This window comes from Rhodococcus wratislaviensis (genome assembly GCF_041228765.1).
Classification (GTDB): domain Bacteria; phylum Actinomycetota; class Actinomycetes; order Mycobacteriales; family Mycobacteriaceae; genus Rhodococcus_F; species Rhodococcus_F wratislaviensis.
In genome coordinates, this window is the sequence record NZ_CP150488.1 from 3,695,143 (window position 1) to 3,720,445 (window position 25,303).

Here is a 25,303-nt window from a genome sequence, read left to right on the forward strand (position 1 = left end):
GTTCGTGGCTGGCAGAATCCCTGATCGTGACGTTGCGGCCATTCGCGAGCGCACACGGATCGAGGACATCGTGGGGGAGTACGTCTCCCTCAAGCGTGCGGGCGGCGACTCCATGAAGGGGCTGTGCCCGTTCCACGACGAGAAGTCGCCGTCGTTCCACGTTCGCCCCAACCACGGGCACTACCACTGCTTCGGGTGCGGCGAGGGCGGCGACGTCTACTCCTTCCTCCAGAAGATCGACCACATCAGTTTCGTCGAGGCCGTCGAGCAGCTCGCCGACCGGTTGAACTACACCATCTCGTACGAGGGCGGCGGCACCTCGGTGCAACGCGACCGCGGCACCCGCTCGAGGCTGGTCGCGGCGAACGCGGCCGCTCAGGAGTTCTACTCGGCGCGCCTGCAGGAACCCGACGCGCAGGCCGCCCGCGACTACCTGACGGAACGGAACTTCGACGCGCAGGCCGCGCAGCAGTTCGGGTGCGGGTATGCACCCGACGGCTGGGACATCCTCACGAAGCACCTGCTGGGCAAGGGTTTCGACGTCAAGGAACTCGAGGCCGCGGGCCTGTCGAAAGCCGGGCGGCGCGGTCACATCGACCGCTTCCACCGGCGCCTGCTCTGGCCCATCCGGAACCTGTCCGGCGATGTCATCGGGTTCGGTGCCCGCAAGTTGTTCGACGACGACACCATGCCCGGCAAGTACGTCAACACGCCGGAAACCATGCTGTACAAGAAGTCTCAGGTGCTGTTCGGGCTCGACCTCGCCAAGCGCGACATCGCCAAGGGGCATCAGGCCGTGGTGGTCGAGGGATACACCGACGTCATGGCGATGCACCTGGCCGGGGTCAAGACCGCCGTCGCCGCCTGCGGCACCGCCTTCGGTGAGGACCACCTCGCGATGCTGCGGCGACTGCTGATGGACGACAGCTACTTTCGCGGCGAGATCATCTACACGTTCGACGGGGACGCCGCAGGCCAGGCCGCCGCGATGAAGGCGTTCGAGGGTGACCAGAAGATGGCCGGGCAGACCTTCGTCGCCGTGGCACCCGAGGGCATGGACCCGTGCGAGTTGCGGCAGAAGTCCGGTGACGCCGCCGTCCGCGACCTGGTGGCGCGTCGCACACCGATGTTCGAGTTCGTGGTCAAGTCGATTCTCACCGAGCACGACCTCGAGACCGCCGAGGGCCGGGTCGAGGCGCTCCGGCGCACCGTGCCGGTGGTCGCCCAGATCAAGGAAGCGACGTTGCGTGACAGCTACGCCGTCCAATTGTCCGGCTGGGTGGGCTGGGACGACATCGCCGCGGTCCGGCAACGGGTGCGGGACGAGGCGCGCAAGCGGGCGTCCACCCGCGGGTCGCTCCCTGCGCCGCTGAAGAAGAAGGCGGCCCGGGACGAGGACCAGGACACACCGCAGTTGCCGGTCGGGCTCACCCGTCCGCGGCCGAACGATCCGACGTTGTGGGCACAGCGCGAGGCACTGAAGGGTGCGTTGCAGTACCCGGCGATCGCGGGCACCGTGTTCGACTCGCTGCCGGTGGAGACTTTCACGCATCCCACCTATGTCGTGATCCGTGAGTCGATGATCGCGTCCGGCGGCACCAGCGCAGGACTCGGCGGCGGCGAGTGGGTCGACGCGGTCAGCCGCGGTGTCGACGACGTCACCGCGGCGTCGCTCGTGTCGGAACTCGCCGTCGAGCCGTTGCCCGCCGAAGAGGACACCGTGCCGCGATACATTTCCGGCGTGATCGCACGCTTGCAGGAGGTGTGGGTGGGGGAGCAGGTGGCGGAACTGAAGTCCAAGCTGCAGCGCATCTCACCGGCGACGGCGTCGGACGAGTTCCATTCACTGCTCGGCGACCTCGTCGCCCTGGAGCAGTACCGCCGCAGCCTGCTCGATCAGGCGATCGGCGACACCAACCGGGACGGGATGGCCGGCTGAACCGGCTACTGCCTGCTACTTCTTCTTCTTGAGCTGATCCTGGGGAACCAGGATGGTCGTGTCCTCGTCGAGCGGCTTCATGGGTTCGAGCTTCGGCTGAGTGTTCAGGGAGTCGGACAGCTTCTGACGCGACATCTGCAGCACCTTCTTCGTGGCCGGGCTGGTGGCCACGGCCTTGGTGGCCCGGCTGATCTGTTCGTAGCGCGCACGTCCTGCTCGCGTACCCAGCACGTACCCCGCAGCGATACCGATCAACAACCGCATCATTCCCGCTTCCTCCCGACGCACAACGACCTGCACCCATCCTGCCTGATGCGTCGACAGGCAGGCGATTTGGTACTGGGGTGGGGCTATGCGCTACAGTTTCTCTCGCATCGCCGGGAACGGCGAAGCACAGCAGAATAATCCCCTGTAGCTCAATTGGCAGAGCTTCCGACTGTTAATCGGACGGTTGCTGGTTCGAGTCCAGCCGGGGGAGCATCGAAACCCCGTCCGGTTCGTCCGGGCGGGGTTTTCTGCTGTGCCCGGCCAATTCGGATCGGTGCGCCTGCCGGGCGAGTACATTCCCGCTGTATCGGCAGCAATCGACCGCGGGGTGTGCGATGAGCGAGGACGGCGGCGAAACCGAGCGGACAGGGTCGATCGGGCGCTTCGGCACGAGCGACGCCCCGCGGTGGCTGCTGCCCTCTATCCTCTACGTTCTGCTGGCCGTCGCCGCCTACCAGCTGTCGGGTTGGCTGTTCGTCAACCTGCGGAGCTTTCTGGGGTTGCTGTTCCTCGCGTGGTTGTTCAGTATCACCATCGAACCGGTCGTCGACTGGCTCGAGCGCCGGGGTTTGCGGCGCGGCGCCGCTACCGGACTGGTGCTGTTCGCACTGTTCGTCTTCGCCATCGGATTCCTGGCGTTGTTCGGGACACTGCTCGCCCAGCAACTCGCTCAGCTCCTCAAGGCCCTGCCGGGTGCGTTGTCCTCGGTCACCGACTGGTCCAATCGTGTGTTCGACACCGACTTCGCGACCGGTGAGGATCTGATCCACCTCACGCCCGAAACCATCCGGGACCTCGCCGAGCGATTCGCGCCGGGAGTTCTGGGTGTGTTGTCCTCGCTGCTCGGCGTCGTGTTCCAGATGCTGACGCTGCTGCTGTTCGTGTTCTACATGTCCGCGCAGGGGCCGGCCCTTCGCCGCACGATCTCGAGCTGGTTTCCGGCGCGGCAGCAGCGGGTCATCTCGGTGGTCTGGGAGATCTCGGTCGAGAAGGCCGGCGGATACGTGGTGTCGCGGCTGATCCTCGCTGCGGTGAGTTCGGTCGCCACCGGCATCATCCTCGTGGCGATCGGCGTGCCCTACTGGCTTCCGCTGGCACTGTGGACCGGCGTCGTCTCCCAGTTCGTCCCCACCCTGGGCACCTACCTCGCGATCGCTCTCCCCGCGATCATCGCGGCCGCGTCCCAGCCGATGGACGGTGTGTGGGTGATCGTGTTCGGAACCGTCTACCAGCAGATCGAGAACTACGTGCTGCACCCGCGCATCACGTCGGCGACGGTCTCGATCCACCCCGCGGTCGCGTTCGGATCGGTGATCGTGGGCGCCTCGCTGTTCGGCCCGGTCGGCGCCCTGGTGTCGGTGCCGGTGGTCGCCGCGATCGAGGCCCTCGTCGAAACGTACGGGCGACGGTACGAACTCGTCGCCGACGCGCCGGCGCCGGTCGCGCCAGTCGAACCGCGCACACACGCGAGCGACGACAAACGCCGCGACGGCGAGGACGAGTAGACCGGCCACGATGAACGCGAGGATCGGCACCGTCCGTCCCGGCATCGGCTGCGGATGCGACAACCCCGGTCCGCCGACCCCGAAAAGTCCTGTCAGGGCGGGCTTCGTCCCGGCTACGCGCCCACGGCGGGCGCACGGTAACATCGGCACGCCGCGATCGCGAGTAGTGCGGCGATGGGGCGGTAGCTCAGTCGGTTAGAGCCGTGGACTCATAATCCATTGGTCGCGGGTTCGAGCCCCGCCCGCCCCACCGATATCGGCTGCCGGTGCCGACGCCGCCGAGTCGGTGTCTGCCACTGCTCGTCGACAGTTCGCAAGACCCGTCAGAGAATCGGGCGGATCAACTCCGGATCCCTTTCGCCAACGGTGGTGTACGGATCCATACGTCCACGTGACGCGCTCCGGTTGCGGTGAGTCCGGGTAGCGCGGCGGCCTCGGCGGCGCGGATGGCGTTGACGATGACCAGGACCTCGGCGAATTCGTGGATGAACACCACGGTCGCCAGGCCGAGGACACCGGTCGCGGCCAACGGGACGAGCACACCGATGATGGCCAGCGACAGCCCGATGTTCTGGAGCATGATGCGGCGGGCGCGGCGGGCGTGCGCGAGGACCTGGGGCAAATGGCGCAGGTTCTCTCCCATGAGCGCGACGTCGGCGGTTTCGATGGCGACGTCGGTTCCCATGGCGCCCATCGCGATTCCGATGTCGGCGGTGGCGAGTGCGGGGGCATCGTTGACGCCGTCGCCGACCATGGCGATTCTCCGGCCTCCGGCGAGTGCGGGGAGCAGAGCTGCTTTGTCTTCGGGGAGCAGTTCGGCGTGCACGGTGGAGATTCCGGCCTGGGCGGCGAGTGTCTCGGCGGTGTGGCGGTTGTCGCCGGTCAGCATGGCCACGTCGATGCCCATCCGCCGGAGTCGATGGACGGCCTCGGGTGCCTCGGGGCGCAGTTCGTCGCGGACCGCGATGGCCGCGACGACGGTGGTGTCTCGCTCGACGAGCACCACGGTGGCGCCTTCGCCCTGGAGGTGGGCGACGTCGTCGGCGAGATCACCGGGGTCGATCCATCCGGGTTTGCCGAGCCGAAGCGGGATTCCGTCGACGGTGCCGTGCAGCCCGTGACCGGGCACGGCGGTAACGTCCTCGGCGGCGGTGACGTCACCTGCTGCGGTGAGGACGGCCCGCGCCAGGGGGTGTTCGCTGCGGGCTTCGAGCGCCGCGGCCGCGGTGAGGGCGTCGCGCTCGGATACCCCGTTTCGGGTGATCACCGCGATGACCTGCGGGGTGTTGCGGGTCAGGGTGCCGGTCTTGTCGAGCGCGACGACTCGGATGCGCCCGAGTTCCTCGAGTGCGGCTCCGCCCTTGACGAGGGCGCCGTGTCGGCTGGAGGCGCCGATCGCGGCGACAACGGTCAGCGGTACGGCGATCGCCAGGGCACAGGGGGAGGCGGCGACGAGCACGACCAGGGCCCGCTCGATCCACAGCATCGCATCGCCGAGCAGGGACCCGAGGCCGGCGACCAGAGCGGCGAGGAATATGATCGCCGGGACCAGAGGGCGGGCGACCCGGTCGGCGAGCCGTTGTCCGGCACCCTTGCGTTCCTGGGCCTCTTCGACGATGTGCACGATCCGTGCCAGCGAGCTGTCGGCGGCGAGTGCGGTGACCCGTACCTCGACGGCACCGCCGCCGTTGATCGCCCCGGCATGCACCTCGTCACCGGGGCCGGCCTCGACGGGGACGGATTCGCCGGTGATCGCGGACAGGTCCAGGCTGGTTCGTCCGGACCGGATCACCCCGTCGGTGGCTGCCCGCTCGCCGGGCCGCAGCACCATGATGTCGCCGATGGACAGTTCGTCCGGGGCGAGGATGATCTCGGTGCCCTCGCGCAGGACCGACGCGGTCGGCGGCACGAGGGACAGCAGGGCGCGCAGTCCGCGGCGGGTGCGGGTCACTGCGTAGTGCTCGAGGCCTTCGGCGATGGAGAACAGGACGCCGAGCATCGCGGCTTCGGGGATCTGTCCGAGTGCGACCGCGCCGATGGCGGCGATCGTCATCAGGGTGCCGACCCCGACCCGGCCGTGCCGAAGATTCCGCACCGCCCCGGGAACGAAGGATACCGCGGCGACCACGGCGGCGAGCAGTGCGAGCAGTGTCGCCACACGCTCGGATCCGGCTGTGCCGATGAGCCATCCGGCGCCGAGGAGGACCGCGGCGATGGCCGCGTACTGCAGCTCGCGGACCTGCCACAGCCGTTCCGGACCGTCATCGGATGTCGTCGCGCCGGCGGAGTTCGGCCTCGCGGGTGCAGGCCCGCAGCATGCGTCAGCCACGGCTGACGTCCGCAATGTCGTTACTGTTCTCTGGTCCGGTGGTCGCCGAAGCGAGTTCGTCGCCGAGTACCGCGCGCACCAAGCCGTGACCGCGGTCGGTCAGCGCGTACATCACCAACCGGCCGTGCCGCCGGGACGAGACGAGGTCGGCGATCTTGAGTTGCCGCAGATGGTGCGAGACCAGGTTCTGTGCCTGCCCGACCACCCACGCCATGTCGCAGACGCAGAGTTCACCGCCGGAGTACAGGGCGGTGGCGATCGTCAGCCGGGTGGGATCGCTCAGTGCCCGGGCGGCGGCGGCGGCCGGCTCGACCTGCCGCAGCGGCGGCAACGTGGCACGGATCTGCTCGGCGTGCGGAAGGTCCAGGCACAGCAGGTCGCAGGTATCGACGCGTTCCTCAGTCATATCAATATACTAACGATCGTTGATATGGAAGGAAACCCTCTCGGGCCGGCGATCTCAGCGCTCGTTAGTATGGCGCGCATGTCCGCTTCGCCGCTTTCGTCCGCTTCCGGTCTGTGCCCGGGGTGGAGTGCCCGATGACCCGCAACGTCACGTTCTCACTGGCCCTGATCGTGGTGTTCGTGCTCGGACTTTCGGCGGTGGTGCTGTCCAACCGCTCCGACGCCGACAGTCGGCCGACCGCCGGCGGAGCCGAGGCCGCGGCGGTGGCGGCGCGTCCGGACAGCCATCGGCTGGCCTCCGCTCCCGATGGCCGGGTGACATTCGTGGAATTCCTCGACTTCGAGTGCGAGGCCTGCCGGGCGGTGTATCCGGCGATCGAGCAGTTGCGCCGTGAGTACGGAGACCGGGTCGGTTTCGTCGTCCGGTACTTCCCGTTGCCCTCCCATTTCAACGCCGAACGGGCCGCGAGGGCGGTCGAGGCCGCGGCGCAACAGGGCAGGTTCGAGCAGATGTATCAGCGGATGTACGAGACCCAGGCGGAGTGGGGTGAGCAGCGCGCCCCGAAGGACGAGGTGTTTCGCGGTTTCGCCGTCGACCTCGGCCTCGACATGGCCGCGTTCGACGCCGCCTACACCGCTCCCGCCACACTCGACCGGATCAACGCCGATGTCGCCGACGGGCACGCGTTGGGTGTGCAGGGCACGCCCACGTTCTTCGTCGACGGCGTTCGGCTCGAGCCGGCCGGCTACCAGGATCTGACGGATGCCCTCGACGCCGCGCTCGCCTGACGCCGTCGAGACGTCCGGGCCGGCCGCACCCGGCGTCCGCAGTCTCGAGCGGGTACTGCCGTGGCTGTTGCTGGTCGGCGGCCTGATCGGCCTGTTCGCCTCGTTCGTGCTCACCGTCGAGAAGTTCGCGCTCGCCGCCGATTCCAGCTACGTCCCGACCTGCAGCATCAATCCGGTGCTCAACTGCGGTTCGGTGATGGCCACCGAGCAGGCCGCGGTGTTCGGATTCCCGAACTCGCTGCTCGGCATCGCCGGCTTCGCCGTCGTCGCGGCGGCCGGCGCCGCGCTGCTGGCCGGCGCCCGCGTCGCACGGTGGTTCTGGCTGGCCCTGCAGGCCGGTCTTGCCGCCGCGGTGGTGTTCGTGCACTGGCTCATCGCTCAGAGCCTCTACGTCATCGGCGCCCTGTGCCCGTACTGCATGGTGGTGTGGGCGGTGACGGTGCCGCTCTTCTGGTACGTCACGGTCCGCAACCTTCGCACCGCCCGCCCGACGTCACCGGTGCAGCGGGCCGCCGCCGCGGCGACCGTCGACCACCTGGTGCCCGTCACGGTCTGGGTGCTCGCACTGCTCGGGCTGATCGTCTACCGCTTCTGGCCGTACTGGTCCGGGCTGCTGTGACGTGCGCCGCGTCGGGCGTCTCTCGCGCAGTGGTCTCTTTCACGGCAGGTGTCCCGCTCGGTCTCGGGGAAGTGGGTCGTAGGCCCACGTCGATAGGGTGGTCGAGGGCGCGTGGGGCCGCGTCGTTGTTCTCCGTGCCGGGGCGGGGCAGACTGAAAGGCACCCGAGGAGGCCATCGTGGAGCTGCAGATCGTGGCGATCGACAAGCCCGACGACATGAACGTGATCATCGGACAGTCCCACTTCATCAAGACCGTCGAGGACGTGCATGAGGCCCTGGTGGGAGTGAGCCCCCACCTCCGGTTCGGTGTCGCGTTCTGCGAAGCGTCGGGGCCTCGCCTCGTGCGCTGTTCCGGAAACGACGACCGTCTCGTCGAGTTGGCCACCCGCAACGCCGTCGCGGTCGGCGCGGGACACTCGTTCTTCGTGTTCGTGGAGGACGGCTACCCGGTGAACGTCCTGAACACGCTGAAGCAGGTGCCGGAGGTGTGCGGCATCTTCTGCGCGACCGCCAACCCTGTCGAGATCATCGTCGCCGAGACGGAACTCGGCCGCGGCATTGCCGGCGTGATCGACGGGCGCTCACCCGCCGGTGTCGAGACCGATGCCGACGTCGACGACCGCAAGGCGTTGCTCCGGACGATCGGCTACAAGCTCTGAGCGAGCGGAGCCCGGACTAAGCCAGCGGATCGACGCGTTCCCAGGCGACGGGGAGTTGCACGTCGACCCCCGCGGCCAGGCCCCTCTCGGTGAGGAACCGCACGGACCGCCGGACGTTGTCGGCGAAGCGGGGAAGCGGCGTCAGCGGCCGGTCCAGGGGCTTCCAGAAATTGTCCCAATGGATCGGGATCACGCGGCGTGCGCCGGTCCGGGTCACGAGTGCGTCCCAGTAGTCGCGGCGGAATCGGTCGGACTCCTTGCCGAGGGTGCCGATGCCGAGATAGACGGTGTCGGCGTCGTATCCGTCGAGTGCGCCGGGCACGAAGTTCGCACTGGCGTGGACGAGGACGCGGCCGTCGGGGTGCGCGAAGTGGAACGAGAAGCAGTCGCCCTGCGCGTATTCGCCGATCGATGCCGGCGGGTGCACCGCGTGGTCGATCGTGCCCGGGAACTTCGCCCGGGGGCTGTGCTCGGCGGGCAGCGCCGTCACCTCGAATGCACCGTATCTCAGGGGACTTCGCACCTGGATCGTCCGGAACCGGTCCATCGCGAACCCGTAACCCTCGGCGATGTGACGCGTCGACGGTGAACCGACGAGTTCCGCGCCGGTGCGTTCCGCCACCGTCGGGGAGTCCATCGCGTGGTCGTAGTGCGAGTGCGCGACGAGGACGGCGGCCAGGCGGTCGGTGCGAGTTCGCGTGAGGGCCCGGTCGACGGCGGCACCGTCGGGGCGCAGCGGCCGGAGCATCGATCGCAGGAGCGGCGGTCTGGAGAAGAACCCGTCCGTCATCAGCGACGTCTCGCCGTCGGACAACAGGATCGTGGAAACACCGAGGAAGGTGGCGTGCATGCTCGCGACCGTACCGGTGGGCGGCATCCGCACGGCGGGATCTGTGGCCGTTCTACGATGACCGCCATGGCGATCACTCCCGACACGAAGAACTGGACCTGGGTCCTGGACCGGGCATGCCCCGACTGCGGGTTCGACTCGGCGGCAACCCGGTACGAGGACATCCCGGGTCTGGTCCGGGAGAACGCGGAGGCATGGTCGCCGGTCCTCACCCGCCCCGACGTGACGGTCCGGCCGGACGAGCAGACGTGGTCGGCGCTCGAGTACGCCGCACACGTTCGCGACGTGTTCCGGATCTTCGACGTCCGGCTCCGGCTCATCCTCGATGAGACGGATCCACTGTTCCCGAACTGGGATCAGGACGAGACCGCGGTCGCCGAGCGCTACAACGAGCAGGATCCGGCCGTCGTGGACGCCGAACTGCGTGCGGCGGGCGCGTCGGTGGCGGACGACTTCGAGGCCGTCGCGCCGGAACTGCGGGTGCGGACCGGGCGGCGGAGCGACGGCGCATCGTTCACGGTGGAGTCGCTGGCCAGGTACTTCGTCCACGATCCGATCCACCACCTCCACGACGTGTCGGGGTAACAGTTTCGGATTCCCGGACCCGATTCGGTAGAACGTGTTCCAATTCGGCCCGTTTGTGTCTATCGTCACATCAGCAGATGCGCAGACATGAATGAAGGGTTGGGAGTCACATGAAGACCAAGGGTGCGATCCTGTGGGGCCTGAACGAGCCGTGGTCGGTCGAGGAGATCGAGATCGGCGATCCGGTTGCGGGCGAGGTGCAGATTCGCATGGAAGCCGCCGGAATGTGCCACTCCGACCACCACATCGTCACCGGTTCGATGCCGATGGCGTCCTTCCCGGTGATGGGCGGTCACGAAGGGTCCGGCGTCATCACCAAGCTGGGGCCGGAGGTGAAGGATCTCGAAGTCGGCGACCACGTGGTGCTCTCGTTCGTGCCCGCGTGCGGACGCTGTCCGGCGTGCTCGGCGGGACACCAGAATCTCTGTGACCTCGGAATGGGACTCCTGAGCGGACTGGCGATCAGCGACGGCACCTTCCGCATCCACGCGCGCGGGGAGAACGTCATCCCGATGTGTCTCCTCGGGACGTTCTCGCCCTACATGGTCGTGCACGAGACTTCGGTCGTGAAGATCGACAAGGACATTCCCTTCGACGTCGCCGCCCTCGTCGGCTGCGGCGTACCCACCGGGTGGGGTTCGGCGACGCGGATGGCGGAGGTGAAGCCGGGCGAATCCGTCGTCATCATGGGTGTCGGCGGCGTCGGCATGAGTGCACTGCAGGGCGCGGTGGCGTCCGGAGCGCGTCAGATCTTCGCCATCGACCCGGTGCCGTGGAAGCGGGAACAGGCGCTGAAGTTCGGTGCCACCCACGCGTTCGAGAGTGCCGCGGCCGCAATCGAGCCGATCATCGCGCTCACCAACGGATTGATGGCGCAGAAGACGATCATCACGGTCGGGGAGATGCACGGCGAATACGTCGAGGAAGCCCTGTTGCTCACCAGCAAGTTCGGCACGTGCGTCGTCACGGCCATGGGCGCGATGACCGACATGGACGTCAAGCTGAACCTGTTCCTCTTCTCGATGCTGCAGAAGGACCTGAAGGGCACCATCTTCGGCGGCGGAAACGCCCGGGTCGAGATCCCGAACCTGCTGGCCATGTACAAGTCGGGGCAGCTGAACCTCGACGACATGATCACCCGCACCTACACCCTCGAAGGCGTCAACGACGGGTATCAGGACATGCTCGACGGCAAGAACATTCGCGGCGTCATCCGGTACACCGAAGCCGACTGGTGACGGCTCGCCGCAGCTGACCGCGGGCCGCTCTCGTAGGCTGACCGGGTGCAGAGTCTCGATCAGATTGCCCGATGGCCCGTGGACAACGCTGCGGCGGTGGTCCTGTCGCGCGACGAAGGGGTGATCGGCGAGTACGGCGACCAGCGGCGCGTCTTCCCCCTGGCCTCGGTGACCAAACTGCTCTGCGCGTACGCGGTACTGGTGGCCACCGAGGAGTGGGCCGTCGAACTCGACCAGCCCGCAGGCCCGGAGGGCTCGACCGTGCGTCATCTGCTGGCGCACGCGTCGGGTCTCGCATTCGACGCGAACCGTGTGCAGACGGCGCCGGAGCGCAAGCGAATCTACTCCAGCGCCGGCTACGAGGTGCTCGCCGACTTCCTCACCGCCGAGACGTCGATCGACTTCGCCGACTATGTCGCGGAATCCGTCTTCGCTCCACTGTCGATGGGCGCGTCCGCGCTCGTCGGGCCTGCCGGCCACGGAGCGCAGGCGTCGGCCGGTGATCTCGGCCGGTTCGCAGCAGAGCTGTTCCGCCCGGCCCTCATTTCGCCCCAGACGCTCACGGACGCCACGTCCGTGCAGTTTCCCGGGCTGGACGGAATTCTGCCCGGATACGGCTCACAGCGGCCCAACGACTGGGGGCTGGGGTTCGAGATCCGTTCGGGCAAGAGCCCGCACTGGACGGGCACGAGCAACTCGCCGCAGACGTTCGGCCACTTCGGGCAGGCCGGTACCTTCCTGTGGGTCGATCCGGCCGCCGGACTGGCCTGCGTGGCGTTGACGGACCGGGATTTCGGTGACTGGGCCAAGCCCCTGTGGACCGAGCTGAGCGACGGTATCCTCTCGGAACGCAGTAGACGATGACACACCGATTGCTCGAATCACTGGCGCAACACAGGCATCACAAGGCACACTGGTCAACCGAGCGTGCTGCACACACCGACTGAGGCCGTTGGGGAAGACGTCCCTCGTCGAAGCAGGAGGCTCGAGTGCGCGCATTGAATCAGTTCGCGGACGCGACGGCTGGTGTGGTCTACATCCACTCGTCGCCCGCCGCGTTGTGCCCCCATATCGAGTGGGCGTTGACCGCGACCCTCGACTGCCGAGCCAACCTGAAATGGACCTCGCAGCCGGCCTCCAACGGCGTTCTGCGCGCGACCACCAGCTGGGTGGGGCCTGTCGGCACCGCCTCGCGGCTGGTCAACGCGCTTCGCGCCTGGCCGATGCTGCGCTTCGAGGTGACCGAGGACGCCAGTGAGGGCGTGGACGGCGAACGGTACAGCCACGTGCCCGGGATGGGCCTGTGGCACGGGTCCACCAGCGCGAACGGCGATGTCGTCGTCGGGGAGATGCGCCTGCGGGCACTGATGCAAGCGGGGGGCGACATCGCCGCCGAACTGGACTATGCACTCGGAACCGCCTGGGACGAGGCGCTCGAGCCGTTCCGCAGCGGCGGAGAAGGCGCCGAGGTCACCTGGCTGCGCCGGGACGTCGGCTGACACCCGCCTCACGGACGCGAAAAGGCCCCCGCCACAACGGCGGGGGCCTTCTCTCGAACAGAGCTCAGATCACAGCGGGATGTTCTTGTGGTCGCCGCGGGTGGAGGGAGCCGCAGCGAGGGCGGCGGTGATGACGCTGCGCGTCTTGGCCGGGTCGATCTCCTCGTCCACGACACCGATCGCGACAGCACGGTCGACGCCACCGGCGATGCTTTCGTGCTCGACGGCCAGACGCTCGTGCAGGGCCTCACGCTCTTCTTCCGGCGCTGCGGCCAAGGCGCGCTTGTGCAGAATGCCGACGGCGGCCTTGGCGCCCATGACAGCGACCTCCGCATCGGGCCACGCGTAGACGGCGGTGGCGCCGAGCGCGCGGGAGTTCATGGCGATGTACGCCCCGCCGTAGATCTTGCGGGTCACGACCGTCACGCGGGGAACGGTGGCTTCGGCGAACGCGTGGAGCAGCTTGGCGCCGCGGCGCACGACGCCTTCCCATTCCATGCTCACACCGGGGAGGTAGCCGGGAACGTCCACGATCACCACGAGCGGGATGCCGAATGCGTTGCACAGCCGGACGAAACGTGCCGACTTCTCGGCGCTCTCCGAGTTGAGGCAGCCACCCAGGCGGAGCGGGTTGTTGGCGATGACACCGACGGTGCGGCCACCGAGGCGTCCGAGACCGGTGACGATGCTGCGGGCGTAATTGCCCTGCAGTTCCTCGAAACTCGACTCGCCCTCGACGTTGTCGAGAAGTTCGTGAACGATCGGACGGACGTCGTAGGCGCGCTTCGCGGACTCGGGCATGAGTGCGCGGAGATCGGTGTCGCCGTGCGCGGCCGCGGCCTGATCGAAATCGCCCTGCTCACAGAACATCGACACGAGGCGGCGTGCCCGGTGCAGGGCGTCGCCCTCGTCGTGGGCGGCGATGTGCGCGACCCCCGACTTCTTCGTGTGCGTGTCGGGACCGCCGAGTGACACCATGTCGACCTGCTCACCGGTGACACTGCGGACCACGTCCGGGCCGGTGACGAAGACGCGGGCCTCCGGCGCCATGATGACGATGTCGGTCAGCGCGGGACCGTACGCCGCACCGCCGGCCGCGAAGCCGAGGACGACGGAAATCTGTGGGACGCGGCCGGACGCGCGGACCATGGCCTCGAAGACCAGTCCGACGGCGTGCAGGGCCTCGACGCCCTCGGCGAGACGCGCGCCACCCGAGTGCCAGAGACCCACGATCGGGGCGTCCTCCTCGAGGGCGGTGTCGATCGCCGTCACGATGTGCTTGCAGCCTTCGACACCCATGGCGCCGCCCATGACGGTGGCATCGGAGCAGTAGGCGATGGTGCGGACACCGTCGATGTTGCCGGACGCGGCCAGCACACCGGACTTGTCACGCGGATGCAGAGGGACGACGGTCCCGGCGTCGAACAGCTTCTCCAGGCGCGCAAGGGGATCGCGCGGATCGATCGACGCATCGGACTTAGTCGCGGGTGCCAAGATTGTCATCGCGTCCTCCTTGTGGCGGGCCCGGGTGGGCTGTCGATGGGTGGAGACCCCTTCAGAGAAGGGGTCTCCACCCGCGATCTAGCAGGACCGGCTGTCAGGCCCGGCCGAAGGCGAGCGCGACGTTGTGCCCACCGAAACCAAACGAGTTGTTGATCGCGAAATCGATCTCGCCGTAACGGGCTTCGCCCTTGACGACATCCAGGTCGATCTCTGGATCCTGATTCTCGAGATTCAGCGTGGGCGGAATGACTCCGTCCCGCAGACTCAGGACCGTGAGCACCGCCTCGAGCGCACCGACGGCGCCGATCGAGTGCCCCAACGCGGACTTCGGTGCGTACACCGCGGCATGGTTGCCGACGGCAGCCTTGATGGCGTTCGCCTCCGCCGTGTCACCGATCGGAGTGGCCGTGGCGTGCGCGTTGATGTGCTGGATGTCCGTCTTCGTCAATCCAGCAGTCTCGATCGCCCTCGTCATGGCCCGCGCAGCGCCCGAACCCGAAGGATCGGGAGCGACGATGTGGAACCCGTCGGAGGTGATTCCCGCGCCCAGCAGACGGGCGTGGATGGTGGCACCGCGAGCCTTGGCGTGCTCCTCGGTTTCGAGGACCATCATCGCTCCGGCCTCACCGAACACGAAGCCGTCACGATCCTTGTCGAACGGCCGCGAAGCCGCCTTCGGATCGTCGTTGCGGGTGCTCAGCGCGCGCATCATCGCGAAGCTCGCGATCGGCACGGCGTCGAGGTAACCCTCCACACCACCGGCGACGATGATGTCCGCGTCGCCCATCACCAGCATGCGGTACGCATGGGCGATGGCCTCGGAACCCGAGGAGCAGGCCGACACGGGAGTGATCACTCCGGCGCGGGCCCCGAGCTCGAGTCCGACGGTGGCCGACGGACCGTTGGGCATCACCATCTGGACGGCGAACGGCGACACCTTGCGGTACCCGCCGGCCTTCATCTTCTCGACGGCGTCGATCAGAGCTTCGCCGCCGCCCAGTCCGGTGCCGATCACGACGCCGAGGCGATCCTTGTCGACCTCCGGGCTGCCGGCGTTCTCCCAGACCTGACGGCCCAGGACGAGCGCCAACCGCTCGACGAAGCTCATCCGGCGGATCTCGACCCGGGACAGCGACTCGTCGGGCGACACCTTGAGCTTGCCGCCGATCGTCACCGGAAGGTCGTTCTCCGTGACGAAGGCTTCCCGGATGGTGTCGATGCCGCTCTCGCCGGCCAACAGGCCTTTCCACGTGGCATCCACGTCACCAGCGATCGACGTCGTGGCCGCGAGGCTGGTGACGACGATGTTGGGGAACTGCTTCCCGTTGGTCGAGGCGGAAGTCACGGCTGAGCTCACTCCTCGTCGTTCTTGGCAGCTTCGAGCTTCGCCTTCACGGCCTCCGCGTCGGCGCCACCTTCTGCTTCGAGCTTCTGGATGTAGGACACGGCGTCACCGACGGTGCGCAGTCCGGCGAGATCCTCGTCGGGGATCTTCACGCCGTACTTGTCCTCGGTCTGGACGGCGATCTCAACCATGGAGAGGGAGTCGATGTCGAGGTCGTCGACGAAAGACTTTTCGATGGTCACCTCGGACGGCTCAATACCGGTGACCTCCTCGATGATCTCCGCGAGTCCGGCGATGATGTCTTCCTGGGTGGCGGCCACTGAGTGGCTCCCTTCTGATTCGGTGTAGATGTATCTGGAGTTGTGCAGGCACGTCCCCATCGGCCGCGCCTGCGGGCCCTGCACGCACCGAGGTGCGCGCAGCAAACTAGCCGAGTTCTGTCAGTTCGGCTAGTGCGGAGATATCCCCCGGGGTCTTGAGTGCCAGAGTCGGAGTGCCGCGCATTTCACGCTTGGCGATACCGACGAGGGTTCCGGCTGGTGGAAGTTCCGCGATCGCGGAGACCTGAGCGGTCCGCAGGCTTGCGGTACACAGGTCCCAACGCACAGGTCGGGTTACCTGCGCGGCCAGTTTAGTCAGTGCGTCGGCTCCGGATGCGACCGGTGCACCGTCGGCGTTGGAGAGCAGAGTGCGGGTGGGTTCCCCCGGTGTGATCTTGGACGCAGCCTCGGTGACGGCCTCCTGCGCGGGAGCCATGAACCGGGTGTGGAACGCGCCTGCGACGGGAAGAGCGCGAACCCGCGCCTTCTCCGGCGGGTTGGCGGCGAGTTCCTCGAGCGCCGACAGCAGACCTGCAGCGACGATCTGGCCCGCCGCATTGCGGTTGGCCGGTTCGAGGCCCAGTTCGTCGAGGCGGGCGAGCACCTCGGTCTCGTCGCCCCCGAGGACCGCGGACATGCCGGTCGGTTCGAGTGCGCAGGCCTTCGCCATCTCCGCGCCGCGGACGGCGGCGAGTGCGACGGCGTCGTCGGCGGAGAGGACTCCGGCGACCGCGGCTGCGGCGAGTTCACCGACCGAGTGTCCGGCCGCGATGGTGTCTGCGGGAACCAGGCCACGCGCGTCGAGTTCCTCGAAGGCGAGGAGTGCGGCGGCCACGACGAGGGGCTGAGTCACCGACGTGTCGGTGATCTCCTCCGCTGTCGCGGTGGTACCGAGGCGGACGAGGTCGAGGCCGGCAGCCTTCGACCACAGTGCGACACGGTCATGAGAACCCGGCAGCTCCAACCAAGGGATGAGCATGCCGGGAGTCTGAGAGCCCTGACCCGGGGCGAGCAACGAAATCACTCTTCAAGAGAACACCGTCAACGGCGTGCTGCGAGATGTCGTTGCGGATGAACCTTCGTCGGCGGATTTGTTGGGTTCCCACAAAATTGCACGTGGGGTCCTCGCATCGAATCTGGACAGACGTTCGTTACAGCCCTGCTTCTCCGAATGGGAAGGGTGTGACTGGTGTTAAACGTGATATGGGTTCGTTATGGGAATGTGTCAATCGACCCACCGTGGCAGCCACTCTGAGTACATACGCATCCCGCGGATTCGTCGGATCGCGACCGGTGACTTCCGCGATTCTCTTGAGTCGATACCGCACAGTATTTGGATGAACAAACAGCTGCCGGGCACAAGTCTCAACCGCACCTCCACAGTCGAGATATGCGTCCAAGGTGTCGGTGAGAACACCTCCGGCGGCCGCCAGCGGCGCGACCAGATGGTCGTTCAGAGCGGTGACGGCGGCGTTGTCCCCGAGCAGTGCGCGCTCGGGTAGCAACTCGGCGGCATGGACGGGCCGAGGGGCGCCCCGCCAGCCTGCGACCGCCTGCATCGCGGCGAGCGCCTCGACGGCACTGAAATGAGCCGCGCCCAGCGTCGGCGTGGTCGGCCCGATGATCACCGGCTCGTCCGAGAACTTGCCGAGCAGGTCGGTCATGAAACTCGAGTGCCCCGACCCCTCCTGGAGCTCCCCGCTGACGACCATCACGAGCCGCGAACCCTGCACGACGGCGAGGGCGGCGCGGCCGTGCTTCTGCGCGATGGTGTGCACCGTGCCGACGACGGAGACCCGCTCGTCCTCGGGGGGAGTGCCGACGATGACGGTGGCGGGGGCGGTGGCGTCCCAGTTGAGAGTCGCCGCCCGCGACAACATGTCCGAGCCCGTGTCACCACGGACCACGGCGTCGACGACCAGTGCCTCGAGCCGGGTGTCCCACGCACCGCGGGACTCCGCGGCACTCGCATACACCGAGGCGGCCGCGAAACCCAGTTCGCGACCGTAGCGGAGGACGGCCTCGGTGAGGGCGATCAGCTGCTGGTCGTTGCGGGCGAGCGCCGGGAGCCACTGCTCGAAGAACTCCATCGCCACGCGGACCATGTCCACCGTCTGGCTGAGGGTGAGCCTGCGCGCGAGATCCTGCGGAATCACCTGGAACGCGTCCAGGCTGAACCGGATGTCGCTGTCCGGATTCTTGAGCCACTCGAGGAAGTTGACGACCGCCGTCTGAACCAGCAACTGCACGTTGGAGCGTTGAGCGGCGTCGAGGTCGTCGAAGAACGGCAGTTGATCCTGCATCGTCGTGACGGCCTCGGTCGAGAGGCGACCGGAGAACTGTTTGACGCGACGCAACAGTGCGTCGGGCAACGGATCCCGGGTTTGTCGTCTGCGGGAGACCAACGGACTCTGCTCGACCATAGTCAAGAACCTACGCCCACCGCCGCCCGTGTTGTCCGACGGACACACGGGCGGCGGTGGGTGAGGATGTCGGCGTTACGCGCTGCCGGTATCCGTGTACGAGACGGCCGCGGCGCGGACGTCGTCGATGCGGTACCGGTTGGCGGCCTCGACGGCCTTGGAGCGGTCGAGGGTGCCTTCGCCGGCGAGGGCGGACAGCACGGCGACGACGATGGATTCGGCGTCGACGTTGAAGTACCGGCGGGCGGCGGGGCGGGTGTCGGAGAACCCGAACCCGTCGGTGCCGAGGGTGGTGTACGAGCCGGGGACCCACTGACGGATCTGGTCGGCGACGGCGCGCATCCAGTCCGAGGCCGCCACGAACGGGCCGGCGGCATCGGACAACGCCTGCGTGACGTACGGCAGCGGGGCGTCGGTGCCGGGGTCGCGCAGCGCCTGCTGCTCCCGTTCGATGCCCTCGCGGCGCAGCTCACCCCAGGAGGTGACCGACCACACGTCCGCCGCCACACCCCAGTCGTCGGCCAGCAGCTGCTGGGCGCGCAGGCCCTCGGGCATGGTGACACCGGAGACCAGGATCTGCGCCTTCGGGCCGGATGCCTCGGACTTCTTGAACAGGTACATGCCCTTGAGCAGGCCCTCGACGTTCAGGTCGGCGGGCTCGGCGGGCTGGGTGTAGGGCTCGTTGTAGAGGGTGATGTAGTAGAAGATGTCCTCGCCGCCGAACCCGTCGACCCCCTCGGTGCCGCCGTACATCCGGCGCAGCCCGTCCTTGACGATGTGCGCGATCTCGTAGGAGAACGCCGGGTCGTAGGCGACGGCGGCCGGGTTCGTCGACGCCAGCAGCAGCGAGTGCCCGTCGGCGTGCTGGAGTCCCTCGCCGGTCAGTGTGGTGCGGCCGGCGGTGGCGCCGAGGACGAAGCCGCGGGCCATCTGATCCGCCGCCGCCCACAGGCCGTCGCCGGTGCGTTGGAACCCGAACATCGAGTAGAAGATGTACAGCGGGATCATCGGCTCACCGTGGGTGGCATAGGAGGTGCCGACCGCGGTGAACGAGGCGGTCGAGCCGGCCTCGTTGATGCCCTCGTGCAGGATCTGCCCGATCTCCGACTCCTTGTAGGCCAGCATCAGATCGGCGTCGACCGCGGTGTACAGCTGCCCGTTGCGGTTGTAGATCTTCAGCGACGGGAACCAGGAGTCCATCCCGAAGGTGCGGGCCTCGTCCGGGATGATCGGCACGATCCGCTTGCCGATCTCCTTGTCCCGCAACAACTCCTTCATGATCCGCACCAACGCCATGGTGGTCGCGACCTGCTGCTTACCGGAGCCCTTGCGGACCACGTCGTAGGTCGAGTCCGCCGGCTGCGGCAACGGCGCCGGGCTGGTGCGGCGCTGCGGCAGGAACCCACCCAACGCCTTCCGCCGGTCGAGCATGTACTGGATTTCCGGGGCGTCCGTGCCGGGGTGGTAGTACGGCGGCATCTTCGGGTCCTTCTCCAACTCTTCGTCGGAGATCGGGATGCGCTGCAGGTCCCGGAAATTCTTCAGATCATCCAGGGTCAGTTTCTTCATCTGGTGGGTGGCGTTGCGGCCCTCGAAGTGCTTGCCCAGGGTGTAGCCCTTGATGGTGTGCGCCAGGATCACCGTCGGCTGCCCCTTGTGCGCCATCGCCGCCGCGTACGCGGCGTAGATCTTGCGGTAGTCGTGCCCGCCGCGCTTGAGGTTCCAGATGTCCTGATCGGACAGGTTCGCGACCAGTTCCTTCGTCCGCGGATCCCTCCCGAAGAAGTGCTCGCGCACGTACCCGCCGTCGTTGGCCTTATACGTTTGGTAGTCACCGTCCGGGGTGACGTTCATCAGGTTGACCAGGGCACCGTCCCGGTCCGCGTGCAACAACGCGTCCCACTCGCGGCCCCAGACCACCTTGATCACGTTCCAGCCGGCGCCGCGGAAGAACGACTCCAGCTCCTGGATGATCTTGCCGTTGCCGCGGACCGGGCCGTCGAGGCGCTGCAGGTTGCAGTTCACCACGAACGTCAAATTGTCCAGACCTTCGGTGGCCGCCACATGCGCCAGACCCCGCGATTCCGGTTCGTCCATCTCCCCGTCCCCGAGGAACGCCCACACATGCTGATCGGCGGTGTCCTTGATGCCGCGGTCGTGCAGGTAATGGTTGAACCGGGCCTGGTAGATCGCGTTCATCGGGCCCAACCCCATCGACACGGTCGGGAACTCCCAGAAATCCGGCAGCAGCCGGGGGTGCGGGTACGACGGCAACCCACCGCCCTGATCGGCGTGCGAGTGCTCCTGCCGGAACCCGTCCATCCGCTCCGCCGGGATCCGCCCCTCCAAAAAGGCGCGGGCATAGATGCCCGGCGACGCGTGGCCCTGGATGAAGATCTGATCCCCACCACCGGGATGGTCCTTGCCGCGGAAGAAGTGGTTGAACCCCACCTCGTACAGCGCGGCCGACGACGCATACGTCGAGATGTGGCCACCGACCCCGACCCCCGGCCGTTGCGCACGGGTCACCATCACCGCCGCGTTCCACCGGATGAACGCCCGGTACCGGCGCTCGGTCTCCTCGTCGCCGGGGAACCACGGCTCGTTCTCCGTCGGGATGGTGTTCACATAATCGGTCGACGTCAACGCCGGCAAGGCGACGTGCTTCTCCCCGGCCCGCTCGAGCATCCGCAACATCAGATACCGGGCACGGGTCGGTCCGGACCGGTCCAACAGTCCATCGAACGATTCCAACCACTCCGTGGTCTCGTCCGGGTCGATATCCGGCAGATAAGACGCAACACCCTCACGGATGACGCGAACGCGGCCGTCGGAACCCGGGGTCGCACTGGGGTTGGAAGGTTGGGCCGCTCCGGCGCCGGGTGTGGCGGAATCCGGTTGAGACGCGGGTCCCTGGATCAGGTCTGACAACGTTGCTCCTCATTGTGGTGGGACGCGCGGTGTGGCGTCCTCTCCATGCGATCGCGGCCTTGTTAGGCCCGACCCATCTCCTTTATGAATATGGCGCGACCCTCATCTTTCACCATCGCGGCGCAGTCGGCACACTGTGTTCGGGTTACTCTCCGGTAGCGTTTGCGCAGATCCGGGGCCGAATGTTGAACTTATCGATGTCGTCGAAAACATGGGGGAGACGAATGCGCACGTCGACGCGCCGCTGGGGGCCGGCGAGTGCTGCCGTCGCGGCGATCGTCGGTGTGGCGGTCATCGCCGGATGCGGCGGCGCGATCGAGGGGACAGCGCAGCAGAACGATTCCCAGGCCGCCGAGTACGCCGCGGAGGCGACGTCCTCATCGGTCGCCGCGTCGTCCTCTCAGAAGGCCGCGGCCGAGCGGGACGCGCTCGTGGAGCAGTGCACGATGTTCGTGAACCGTGCCGGCGACACCATCGACACCTACAACGCCTTCATCGACGCCGCCAACGCCGATGCCGCGGATACCGGCGCGAAGGCGAGCGCCGCGGCGGCGGCACTCCGGGCGGCGGCCGACGGGGCGAATGCCGCCACCCCCACTCTTCCCGCCGAGCTGACCGGACTGCTGACCGATTACGCAAACAACTATCGGGAACTCGCGGCCGCCGTCGACGGCGGGCAGCGCGGAGACATTCTGAACACGCTCGCCAGCCGTGGAGACGAGCTCAGCGACTCGATTCGGGCAGCCTGCCCCACATCGTGACTCCCGCACCGTAGGCTCGGTCGATGACCACGCATCACTACTTTCTGAGAAAAATTCGCGCGGTCGGCTTGCGCGAAAGCGTTCGAGCATGTTCGCTTTCACCTAATTGATCTTCATCCGGCAGGTGTTCGGGTATCCGAGCACCGTCAACAAAAGGAGGACCCCACCGTGGTCGCCGCGGCGGACGCCCAAAACTACGCTCAGAAACTCGGGATCACTGCCGACATGGCGGTACAGGAACTGGGCTGGGACGAGGACACCGACGACGACCTGCGTGCCGCGGTCGAGGACACCATCGGTGGAGAACTACTGGACGAGGATTCCGACGAGGTGATCGACGTCGTGCTGCTGTGGTGGCGCGACGAAGACGGAGACCTCGTCGACGCCCTCATGGATGCCATCGGCCCTCTGGCCGACGAGGGATTCGTGTGGGTCCTCACCCCCAAGACCGGTCAGCCCGGTCACGTGGAGCCCAGCGAGATCGCCGAGTCCGCACCTACAGCGGGTCTCACCCAGACGTCGGCGGCAAACCTCGGGGACTGGTCGGGAAGCCGTCTGGTTCAGCCGAAGTCGCGTCCCGCGAACAAGCGCTGAACAGCCTCACCTTTTCGTTCACTCACCGAAGGATCACGTCATGCCGCTCGAGGTGGGCACCACCGCCCCCGATTTCACCCTCAAGGACCAGAACAATCAGGAAGTGACGCTTTCCGATTACCGCGGAAAGAAGAACGTCCTGCTCGTGTTCTACCCCCTCGCGTTCACCGGAACGTGCCAGGGTGAACTCTGCAAGGTTCGCGACGAACTGCCGAAGTTCGAGAACGACGAGACTGCGATTCTCGCGCTCTCCGTCGGTGCGTCGCCGACACACAAGATCTGGTCTGCCGAGCAGGGATACACCTTCCCGCTGCTCGCCGACTTCTGGCCGCACGGTGCGGTCGCGCAGCAATACGGCGTCTTCAACGAGAAGCTGGGCTTCGCGAACCGCGGCACCTTCGTCATCGACAAGGAAGGCGTCATCCGGTTCGCCGAGATGAACGGGCCCGGAGAGGCCCGTGACCAGGGAGCTTGGGAGAAAGCGCTCGCCACGCTAGAGTCCTGATGCGCATCCGGCGAGGTTCTCGCCGGATGTTCGGGCGTGTAGCTCAGTGGTAGAGCTCTGGTTTTACACACCAGCGGTCGGGGGTTCGAAACCCTCCGCGCCCACCGTCAGGCAAAGCCCCGACCCGCGTTTCCGCGCAGGTCGGGGCTTTCTCGATGCCGGTGTTCACCGGCTGCCCGCGTTCGGCTGCCGCGCACCCGCCTCACTCCTCGGTGAGTTCCATGAGCTGCTCGGCGGCGGTGATGTTGCCGTTGTCGGCGAGGCGCCGGAGCTCGTTCATGTCGCCGAGTTCGGTGGCCAGTTCGATGAGCTGGTCGGCCGCGTCGGAGCTGCCGTTGTCGGCGAGGCGCCGGAGTTCGTCCATGTCACCCCGCTCGCCGGCGAGCTCGATGAGAATGTCGAGCGCCGTCGAATCACCGTTGCCGGCACGCTCGCGCAGGGCGGACAGTTCGGATTCAGTCATGATGTACATCCTCTTCTCGATCGAGTTTCCTCGTGTGCCGATCTCGGAGTTCGTCACGATGCGTGTGCCACTCGTCCAGAAGAGCCGGAAGTCGCTCGCTGAGGAAGTCGGCAAGCGCGACCATCTCCTCGAGCGGGGCGCGGCGTTCGGGTGAAGCGTCGGCCAGCAACGCCAGTCCCTCCCGGAACAGCGCCGCATGCTCCCGGTGGAGGGCGGAATCGAAGTTCTGCGGTTGCTGACTGGCCGGGTCCAGGCTCACCCGGTCCACCCGCTCACCGGCGACACGGGTCCGCCGCGCCATCCGATAGCCCTCGAGCAGTTTGACCGCTCCGGTGATGGCGCTCCGGCTCGCCAGCAACGCCTCGCCCAGTTCGTCGATCGTCTGTTGCGGCGGATCGCAGACGAACAGATACCCCAGCAACCGACCCGCCATCGGCGGGAATCCGTACCGGCGTGCGTAGAAGCGGCCGACGTGGTCGGCGAAGATCAGCTGTGTGTCGGACGGCACAACACCGAAGATAGCAGTTCTGACTGAAATGACACAGATGTGTGTCATTTCAGTTCAGCTGCGGTGCGGTGACCGGTTTCGTGGAGTTAACCTGTTCAGCGCCCAGAGCTTCGCCTGCAGTGGCATATTCCTGACATGCCCAGGTACAAGGTGACGCTGCGCAACGGCACGTCGAGCGACAAGACCTTCGAATCAGACTTCCAGGCCGTCAACGAGACGCACCGGCCCACCGAACCCGGGGCGGGCATCGTGAAGATCGACCGCTACGAGGAAGGCGGGGAAGTGAGCGGGCTCTGGTCCGCTCCCGCCACGAGCCGCAGGTCCCGCACGTAGCCCGTCAGGTCGCGTCTCGCGTGGTCGCGGAGCCGCGGCGATCGAGTTCGGCCTCGAATTCTGTGATCCGGCTGGTGACTCCGCGGACCGTTTCGCAGCCGTAGTCGTTCGCGATCGACTCGCCGAGCAGGGCTCGGTGCTCGTCCAGCCGGGCGAGCAGTTCGTCGTCGCCGAGCTTCGTCAGGTCGCTGCACACCTCTCGATCGTCCCAGGCGCAGTCGGCGAAACCAATGCCTCACACGAATTTCCAGCGGACGCGCAGAACCCCGCCGGGCCACGTGGGTGTGTTGAGTCAGCACCGAAGATGTGAGCAGGGCGGGGCCGTGCGCCGCCCCTGAATGGGGGGAACGAGGCGGCATTTACCATGGTAGGCGCAGGAAAGGGCGCTTGGCGAGATACTCAGCAGAGTTTCAGGAATCCGACATTCCGACCGGGACGGGTGCGTCGATCGCAGCTACCGGCGGAGTGGTGAGACGCACCCCGCTCTTGCGCGGGTTTCCGGCGAATCGGTGCGCAATTGCGCCCCCAGCTAGCGTGCGCGAGTGCCCGGACCCACGGTGTCGTAGGCCTCGGCGAGGAGCGCGGCGAGGGTGTCGTCGAGCTGATCGTCGGAGGTGATCGTCAAGCGGTGCGTGATCACCGTCTTCGTGGTGGGAAACGCCTCGCGTAGCTGCGGGTGATGGACGCGCCGGCGCAGGTCGAGGGCGATCTCGAGCCGCGACGAATAGATGAACGCGGCAGCGAAGACGCGGGTACGAGCCCACGCGATCTCGGTCCGGTGGACCCGCTCGTCCACCTCGCCGCACGCGAGGACGAGGTCACGGAACTGCAGTAGGCGCTCGGTGGCGTCCGGGTCCTTGCCTGCCAGGTACTCGTCGATCGCGGCACTCATGGGACGCTCCTTTACATCGCCTGCAACGTTAGTTGATACA

The 25,303-nt window shown here is 67.2% G+C and carries 27 protein-coding genes and 3 tRNA genes; 16 read left to right on the plus strand and 14 right to left on the minus strand.

The genetic code is table 11. The annotated features are described in order from the left end of the window. Positions 1-4: 4 nt before the first annotated feature. The gene (dnaG, locus tag WKC72_RS16955) at positions 5-1,939 is read left to right on the plus strand and encodes a DNA primase (protein WP_283333663.1); all 1,935 of its coding nucleotides are present in this window, start codon (positions 5-7) and stop codon (positions 1,937-1,939) included. A gap of 15 nt (positions 1,940-1,954) precedes the next feature. Here dnaG and WKC72_RS16960 read toward each other — a convergent pair whose 3' ends face one another. Then, a complete protein-coding gene (locus tag WKC72_RS16960; protein ID WP_370183530.1) occupies positions 1,955-2,206 on the minus strand; it encodes a hypothetical protein in 252 nt (83 codons plus the stop codon). Between the two features lie 138 nt (positions 2,207-2,344). On the opposite strand from WKC72_RS16960, the gene WKC72_RS16965 reads away from it, so the two are divergent. The 3 genes from WKC72_RS16965 to WKC72_RS16975 all read left to right on the plus strand — a co-directional run bounded on the left by WKC72_RS16965 (position 2,345) and on the right by WKC72_RS16975 (position 3,961). Next, positions 2,345-2,417: transfer RNA gene (locus tag WKC72_RS16965), tRNA-Asn, on the plus strand. A 124-nt stretch (positions 2,418-2,541) separates the two neighbouring features. Beyond that, on the plus strand, positions 2,542-3,711 hold the full coding sequence (locus tag WKC72_RS16970; protein ID WP_370183533.1) for an AI-2E family transporter: 1,170 nt from the start codon (positions 2,542-2,544) through the stop codon (positions 3,709-3,711). A gap of 176 nt (positions 3,712-3,887) precedes the next feature. Beyond that, positions 3,888-3,961: transfer RNA gene (locus tag WKC72_RS16975), tRNA-Ile, on the plus strand. 90 nt (positions 3,962-4,051) lie between these two features. Here WKC72_RS16975 and WKC72_RS16980 read toward each other — a convergent pair. Together WKC72_RS16980 and WKC72_RS16985 are read right to left on the minus strand one after the other, a co-directional pair. Next, positions 4,052-6,040 carry a heavy metal translocating P-type ATPase gene (locus tag WKC72_RS16980; RefSeq protein WP_370183536.1) on the minus strand — a complete coding sequence of 663 codons (1,989 nt, stop codon included), beginning with the start codon at positions 6,038-6,040 and terminating at the stop codon, positions 4,052-4,054. Then, positions 6,033-6,446, minus strand: coding sequence for a metalloregulator ArsR/SmtB family transcription factor (locus WKC72_RS16985; protein WP_037226509.1), 414 nt, complete (start codon positions 6,444-6,446; stop codon positions 6,033-6,035). The genes WKC72_RS16980 and WKC72_RS16985 overlap by 8 nt, the downstream gene beginning before the upstream one ends. 134 nt (positions 6,447-6,580) lie before the next feature. Here WKC72_RS16985 and WKC72_RS16990 point away from each other — a divergent pair, with 134 nt between their 5' ends. The 3 genes from WKC72_RS16990 to WKC72_RS17000 all read left to right on the plus strand — a co-directional run bounded on the left by WKC72_RS16990 (position 6,581) and on the right by WKC72_RS17000 (position 8,513). Further along, entirely contained in the window at positions 6,581-7,234 is a 654-nt protein-coding gene (locus WKC72_RS16990) for a DsbA family protein (protein WP_370183538.1), read from the plus strand. Beyond that, positions 7,209-7,853, plus strand: a complete 645-nt coding sequence (locus WKC72_RS16995; protein ID WP_268790112.1) for a vitamin K epoxide reductase family protein — start codon at positions 7,209-7,211, stop codon at positions 7,851-7,853. Before WKC72_RS16990 ends, WKC72_RS16995 begins: the two co-directional genes overlap by 26 nt. A gap of 177 nt (positions 7,854-8,030) precedes the next feature. After that, complete coding sequence (locus tag WKC72_RS17000) at positions 8,031-8,513, plus strand: adenosine-specific kinase (protein ID WP_268790113.1); 483 nt, start codon at positions 8,031-8,033, stop codon at positions 8,511-8,513. A 16-nt stretch (positions 8,514-8,529) separates the two neighbouring features. Here WKC72_RS17000 and WKC72_RS17005 read toward each other — a convergent pair whose 3' ends face one another. After that, complete coding sequence (locus WKC72_RS17005; RefSeq protein WP_370183541.1) at positions 8,530-9,363, minus strand: MBL fold metallo-hydrolase; 834 nt, start codon at positions 9,361-9,363, stop codon at positions 8,530-8,532. 66 nt (positions 9,364-9,429) lie between these two features. Between WKC72_RS17005 and WKC72_RS17010 the strand changes: the two genes are divergently transcribed. The 4 genes from WKC72_RS17010 (at position 9,430) to WKC72_RS17025 (ending at position 12,685) form a co-directional block, all read left to right on the plus strand. Continuing rightward, positions 9,430-9,948, plus strand: a complete 519-nt coding sequence (locus WKC72_RS17010; RefSeq protein ID WP_268790116.1) for a DinB family protein — start codon at positions 9,430-9,432, stop codon at positions 9,946-9,948. A gap of 110 nt (positions 9,949-10,058) precedes the next feature. Next, the gene (locus tag WKC72_RS17015; RefSeq protein WP_005247847.1) at positions 10,059-11,186 is read left to right on the plus strand and encodes an NDMA-dependent alcohol dehydrogenase; all 1,128 of its coding nucleotides are present in this window, start codon (positions 10,059-10,061) and stop codon (positions 11,184-11,186) included. 45 nt (positions 11,187-11,231) lie between these two features. Further along, the gene (locus WKC72_RS17020) at positions 11,232-12,050 is read left to right on the plus strand and encodes a serine hydrolase domain-containing protein (protein ID WP_370183544.1); all 819 of its coding nucleotides are present in this window, start codon (positions 11,232-11,234) and stop codon (positions 12,048-12,050) included. Between the two features lie 125 nt (positions 12,051-12,175). After that, a complete protein-coding gene (locus WKC72_RS17025; RefSeq protein WP_005247843.1) occupies positions 12,176-12,685 on the plus strand; it encodes a DUF3145 domain-containing protein in 510 nt (169 codons plus the stop codon). 69 nt (positions 12,686-12,754) lie between these two features. On the opposite strand, the gene WKC72_RS17030 is transcribed toward WKC72_RS17025, so the two are convergent. The 6 genes from WKC72_RS17030 to aceE form a co-directional block, all read right to left on the minus strand. After that, entirely contained in the window at positions 12,755-14,188 is a 1,434-nt protein-coding gene (locus WKC72_RS17030; protein ID WP_112299501.1) for an acyl-CoA carboxylase subunit beta, read from the minus strand. Positions 14,189-14,282: 94 nt separating this feature from the next. Beyond that, a complete protein-coding gene (locus WKC72_RS17035; RefSeq protein ID WP_005247840.1) occupies positions 14,283-15,533 on the minus strand; it encodes a KasA/KasB family beta-ketoacyl-ACP synthase in 1,251 nt (416 codons plus the stop codon). 8 nt (positions 15,534-15,541) lie between these two features. Continuing rightward, positions 15,542-15,853 (minus strand): meromycolate extension acyl carrier protein AcpM, encoded by a 312-nt coding sequence (gene acpM, locus WKC72_RS17040; protein ID WP_005247839.1) that lies wholly within the window; start codon positions 15,851-15,853, stop codon positions 15,542-15,544. 106 nt (positions 15,854-15,959) lie between these two features. After that, positions 15,960-16,877: an ACP S-malonyltransferase gene (locus WKC72_RS17045; protein ID WP_037226523.1), complete on the minus strand. Its 918-nt coding sequence runs from the start codon at positions 16,875-16,877 to the stop codon at positions 15,960-15,962. Positions 16,878-17,004: 127 nt separating this feature from the next. Continuing rightward, complete coding sequence (locus WKC72_RS17050) at positions 17,005-18,276, minus strand: CdaR family transcriptional regulator (protein ID WP_005261202.1); 1,272 nt, start codon at positions 18,274-18,276, stop codon at positions 17,005-17,007. 75 nt (positions 18,277-18,351) lie between these two features. Next, entirely contained in the window at positions 18,352-21,207 is a 2,856-nt protein-coding gene (gene aceE / locus WKC72_RS17055) for a pyruvate dehydrogenase (acetyl-transferring), homodimeric type (RefSeq protein ID WP_112299502.1), read from the minus strand. Between the two features lie 224 nt (positions 21,208-21,431). On the opposite strand from aceE, the gene WKC72_RS17060 reads away from it, so the two are divergent. The 4 genes from WKC72_RS17060 (at position 21,432) to WKC72_RS17075 (ending at position 23,171) form a co-directional block, all read left to right on the plus strand. Then, positions 21,432-21,968, plus strand: a complete 537-nt coding sequence (locus tag WKC72_RS17060) for a hypothetical protein (RefSeq protein ID WP_037226527.1) — start codon at positions 21,432-21,434, stop codon at positions 21,966-21,968. 168 nt (positions 21,969-22,136) lie between these two features. Continuing rightward, positions 22,137-22,562, plus strand: a complete 426-nt coding sequence (locus WKC72_RS17065) for a DUF3052 domain-containing protein (protein ID WP_005247829.1) — start codon at positions 22,137-22,139, stop codon at positions 22,560-22,562. A 40-nt stretch (positions 22,563-22,602) separates the two neighbouring features. After that, positions 22,603-23,067: a peroxiredoxin gene (locus WKC72_RS17070; protein WP_005247827.1), complete on the plus strand. Its 465-nt coding sequence runs from the start codon at positions 22,603-22,605 to the stop codon at positions 23,065-23,067. A gap of 32 nt (positions 23,068-23,099) precedes the next feature. After that, positions 23,100-23,171 (plus strand) — tRNA-Val (locus WKC72_RS17075). Positions 23,172-23,269: 98 nt separating this feature from the next. Here the strand turns inward: WKC72_RS17075 and WKC72_RS17080 are convergent. Then, entirely contained in the window at positions 23,270-23,530 is a 261-nt protein-coding gene (locus WKC72_RS17080) for a hypothetical protein (protein WP_037226679.1), read from the minus strand. Continuing rightward, positions 23,523-24,038 carry a GbsR/MarR family transcriptional regulator gene (locus WKC72_RS17085; protein WP_112299503.1) on the minus strand — a complete coding sequence of 172 codons (516 nt, stop codon included), beginning with the start codon at positions 24,036-24,038 and terminating at the stop codon, positions 23,523-23,525. The genes WKC72_RS17080 and WKC72_RS17085 overlap by 8 nt, the downstream gene beginning before the upstream one ends. A gap of 135 nt (positions 24,039-24,173) precedes the next feature. Between WKC72_RS17085 and WKC72_RS17090 the strand changes: the two genes are divergently transcribed. Next, positions 24,174-24,371 (plus strand): hypothetical protein, encoded by a 198-nt coding sequence (locus WKC72_RS17090; RefSeq protein ID WP_037226529.1) that lies wholly within the window; start codon positions 24,174-24,176, stop codon positions 24,369-24,371. Between the two features lie 4 nt (positions 24,372-24,375). On the opposite strand, the gene WKC72_RS17095 is transcribed toward WKC72_RS17090, so the two are convergent. After that, the gene (locus WKC72_RS17095) at positions 24,376-24,567 is read right to left on the minus strand and encodes a hypothetical protein (RefSeq protein WP_112299504.1); all 192 of its coding nucleotides are present in this window, start codon (positions 24,565-24,567) and stop codon (positions 24,376-24,378) included. A 333-nt stretch (positions 24,568-24,900) separates the two neighbouring features. Then, complete coding sequence (locus WKC72_RS17100) at positions 24,901-25,263, minus strand: DUF5655 domain-containing protein (protein ID WP_112299505.1); 363 nt, start codon at positions 25,261-25,263, stop codon at positions 24,901-24,903. Positions 25,264-25,303: the final 40 nt, after the last annotated feature.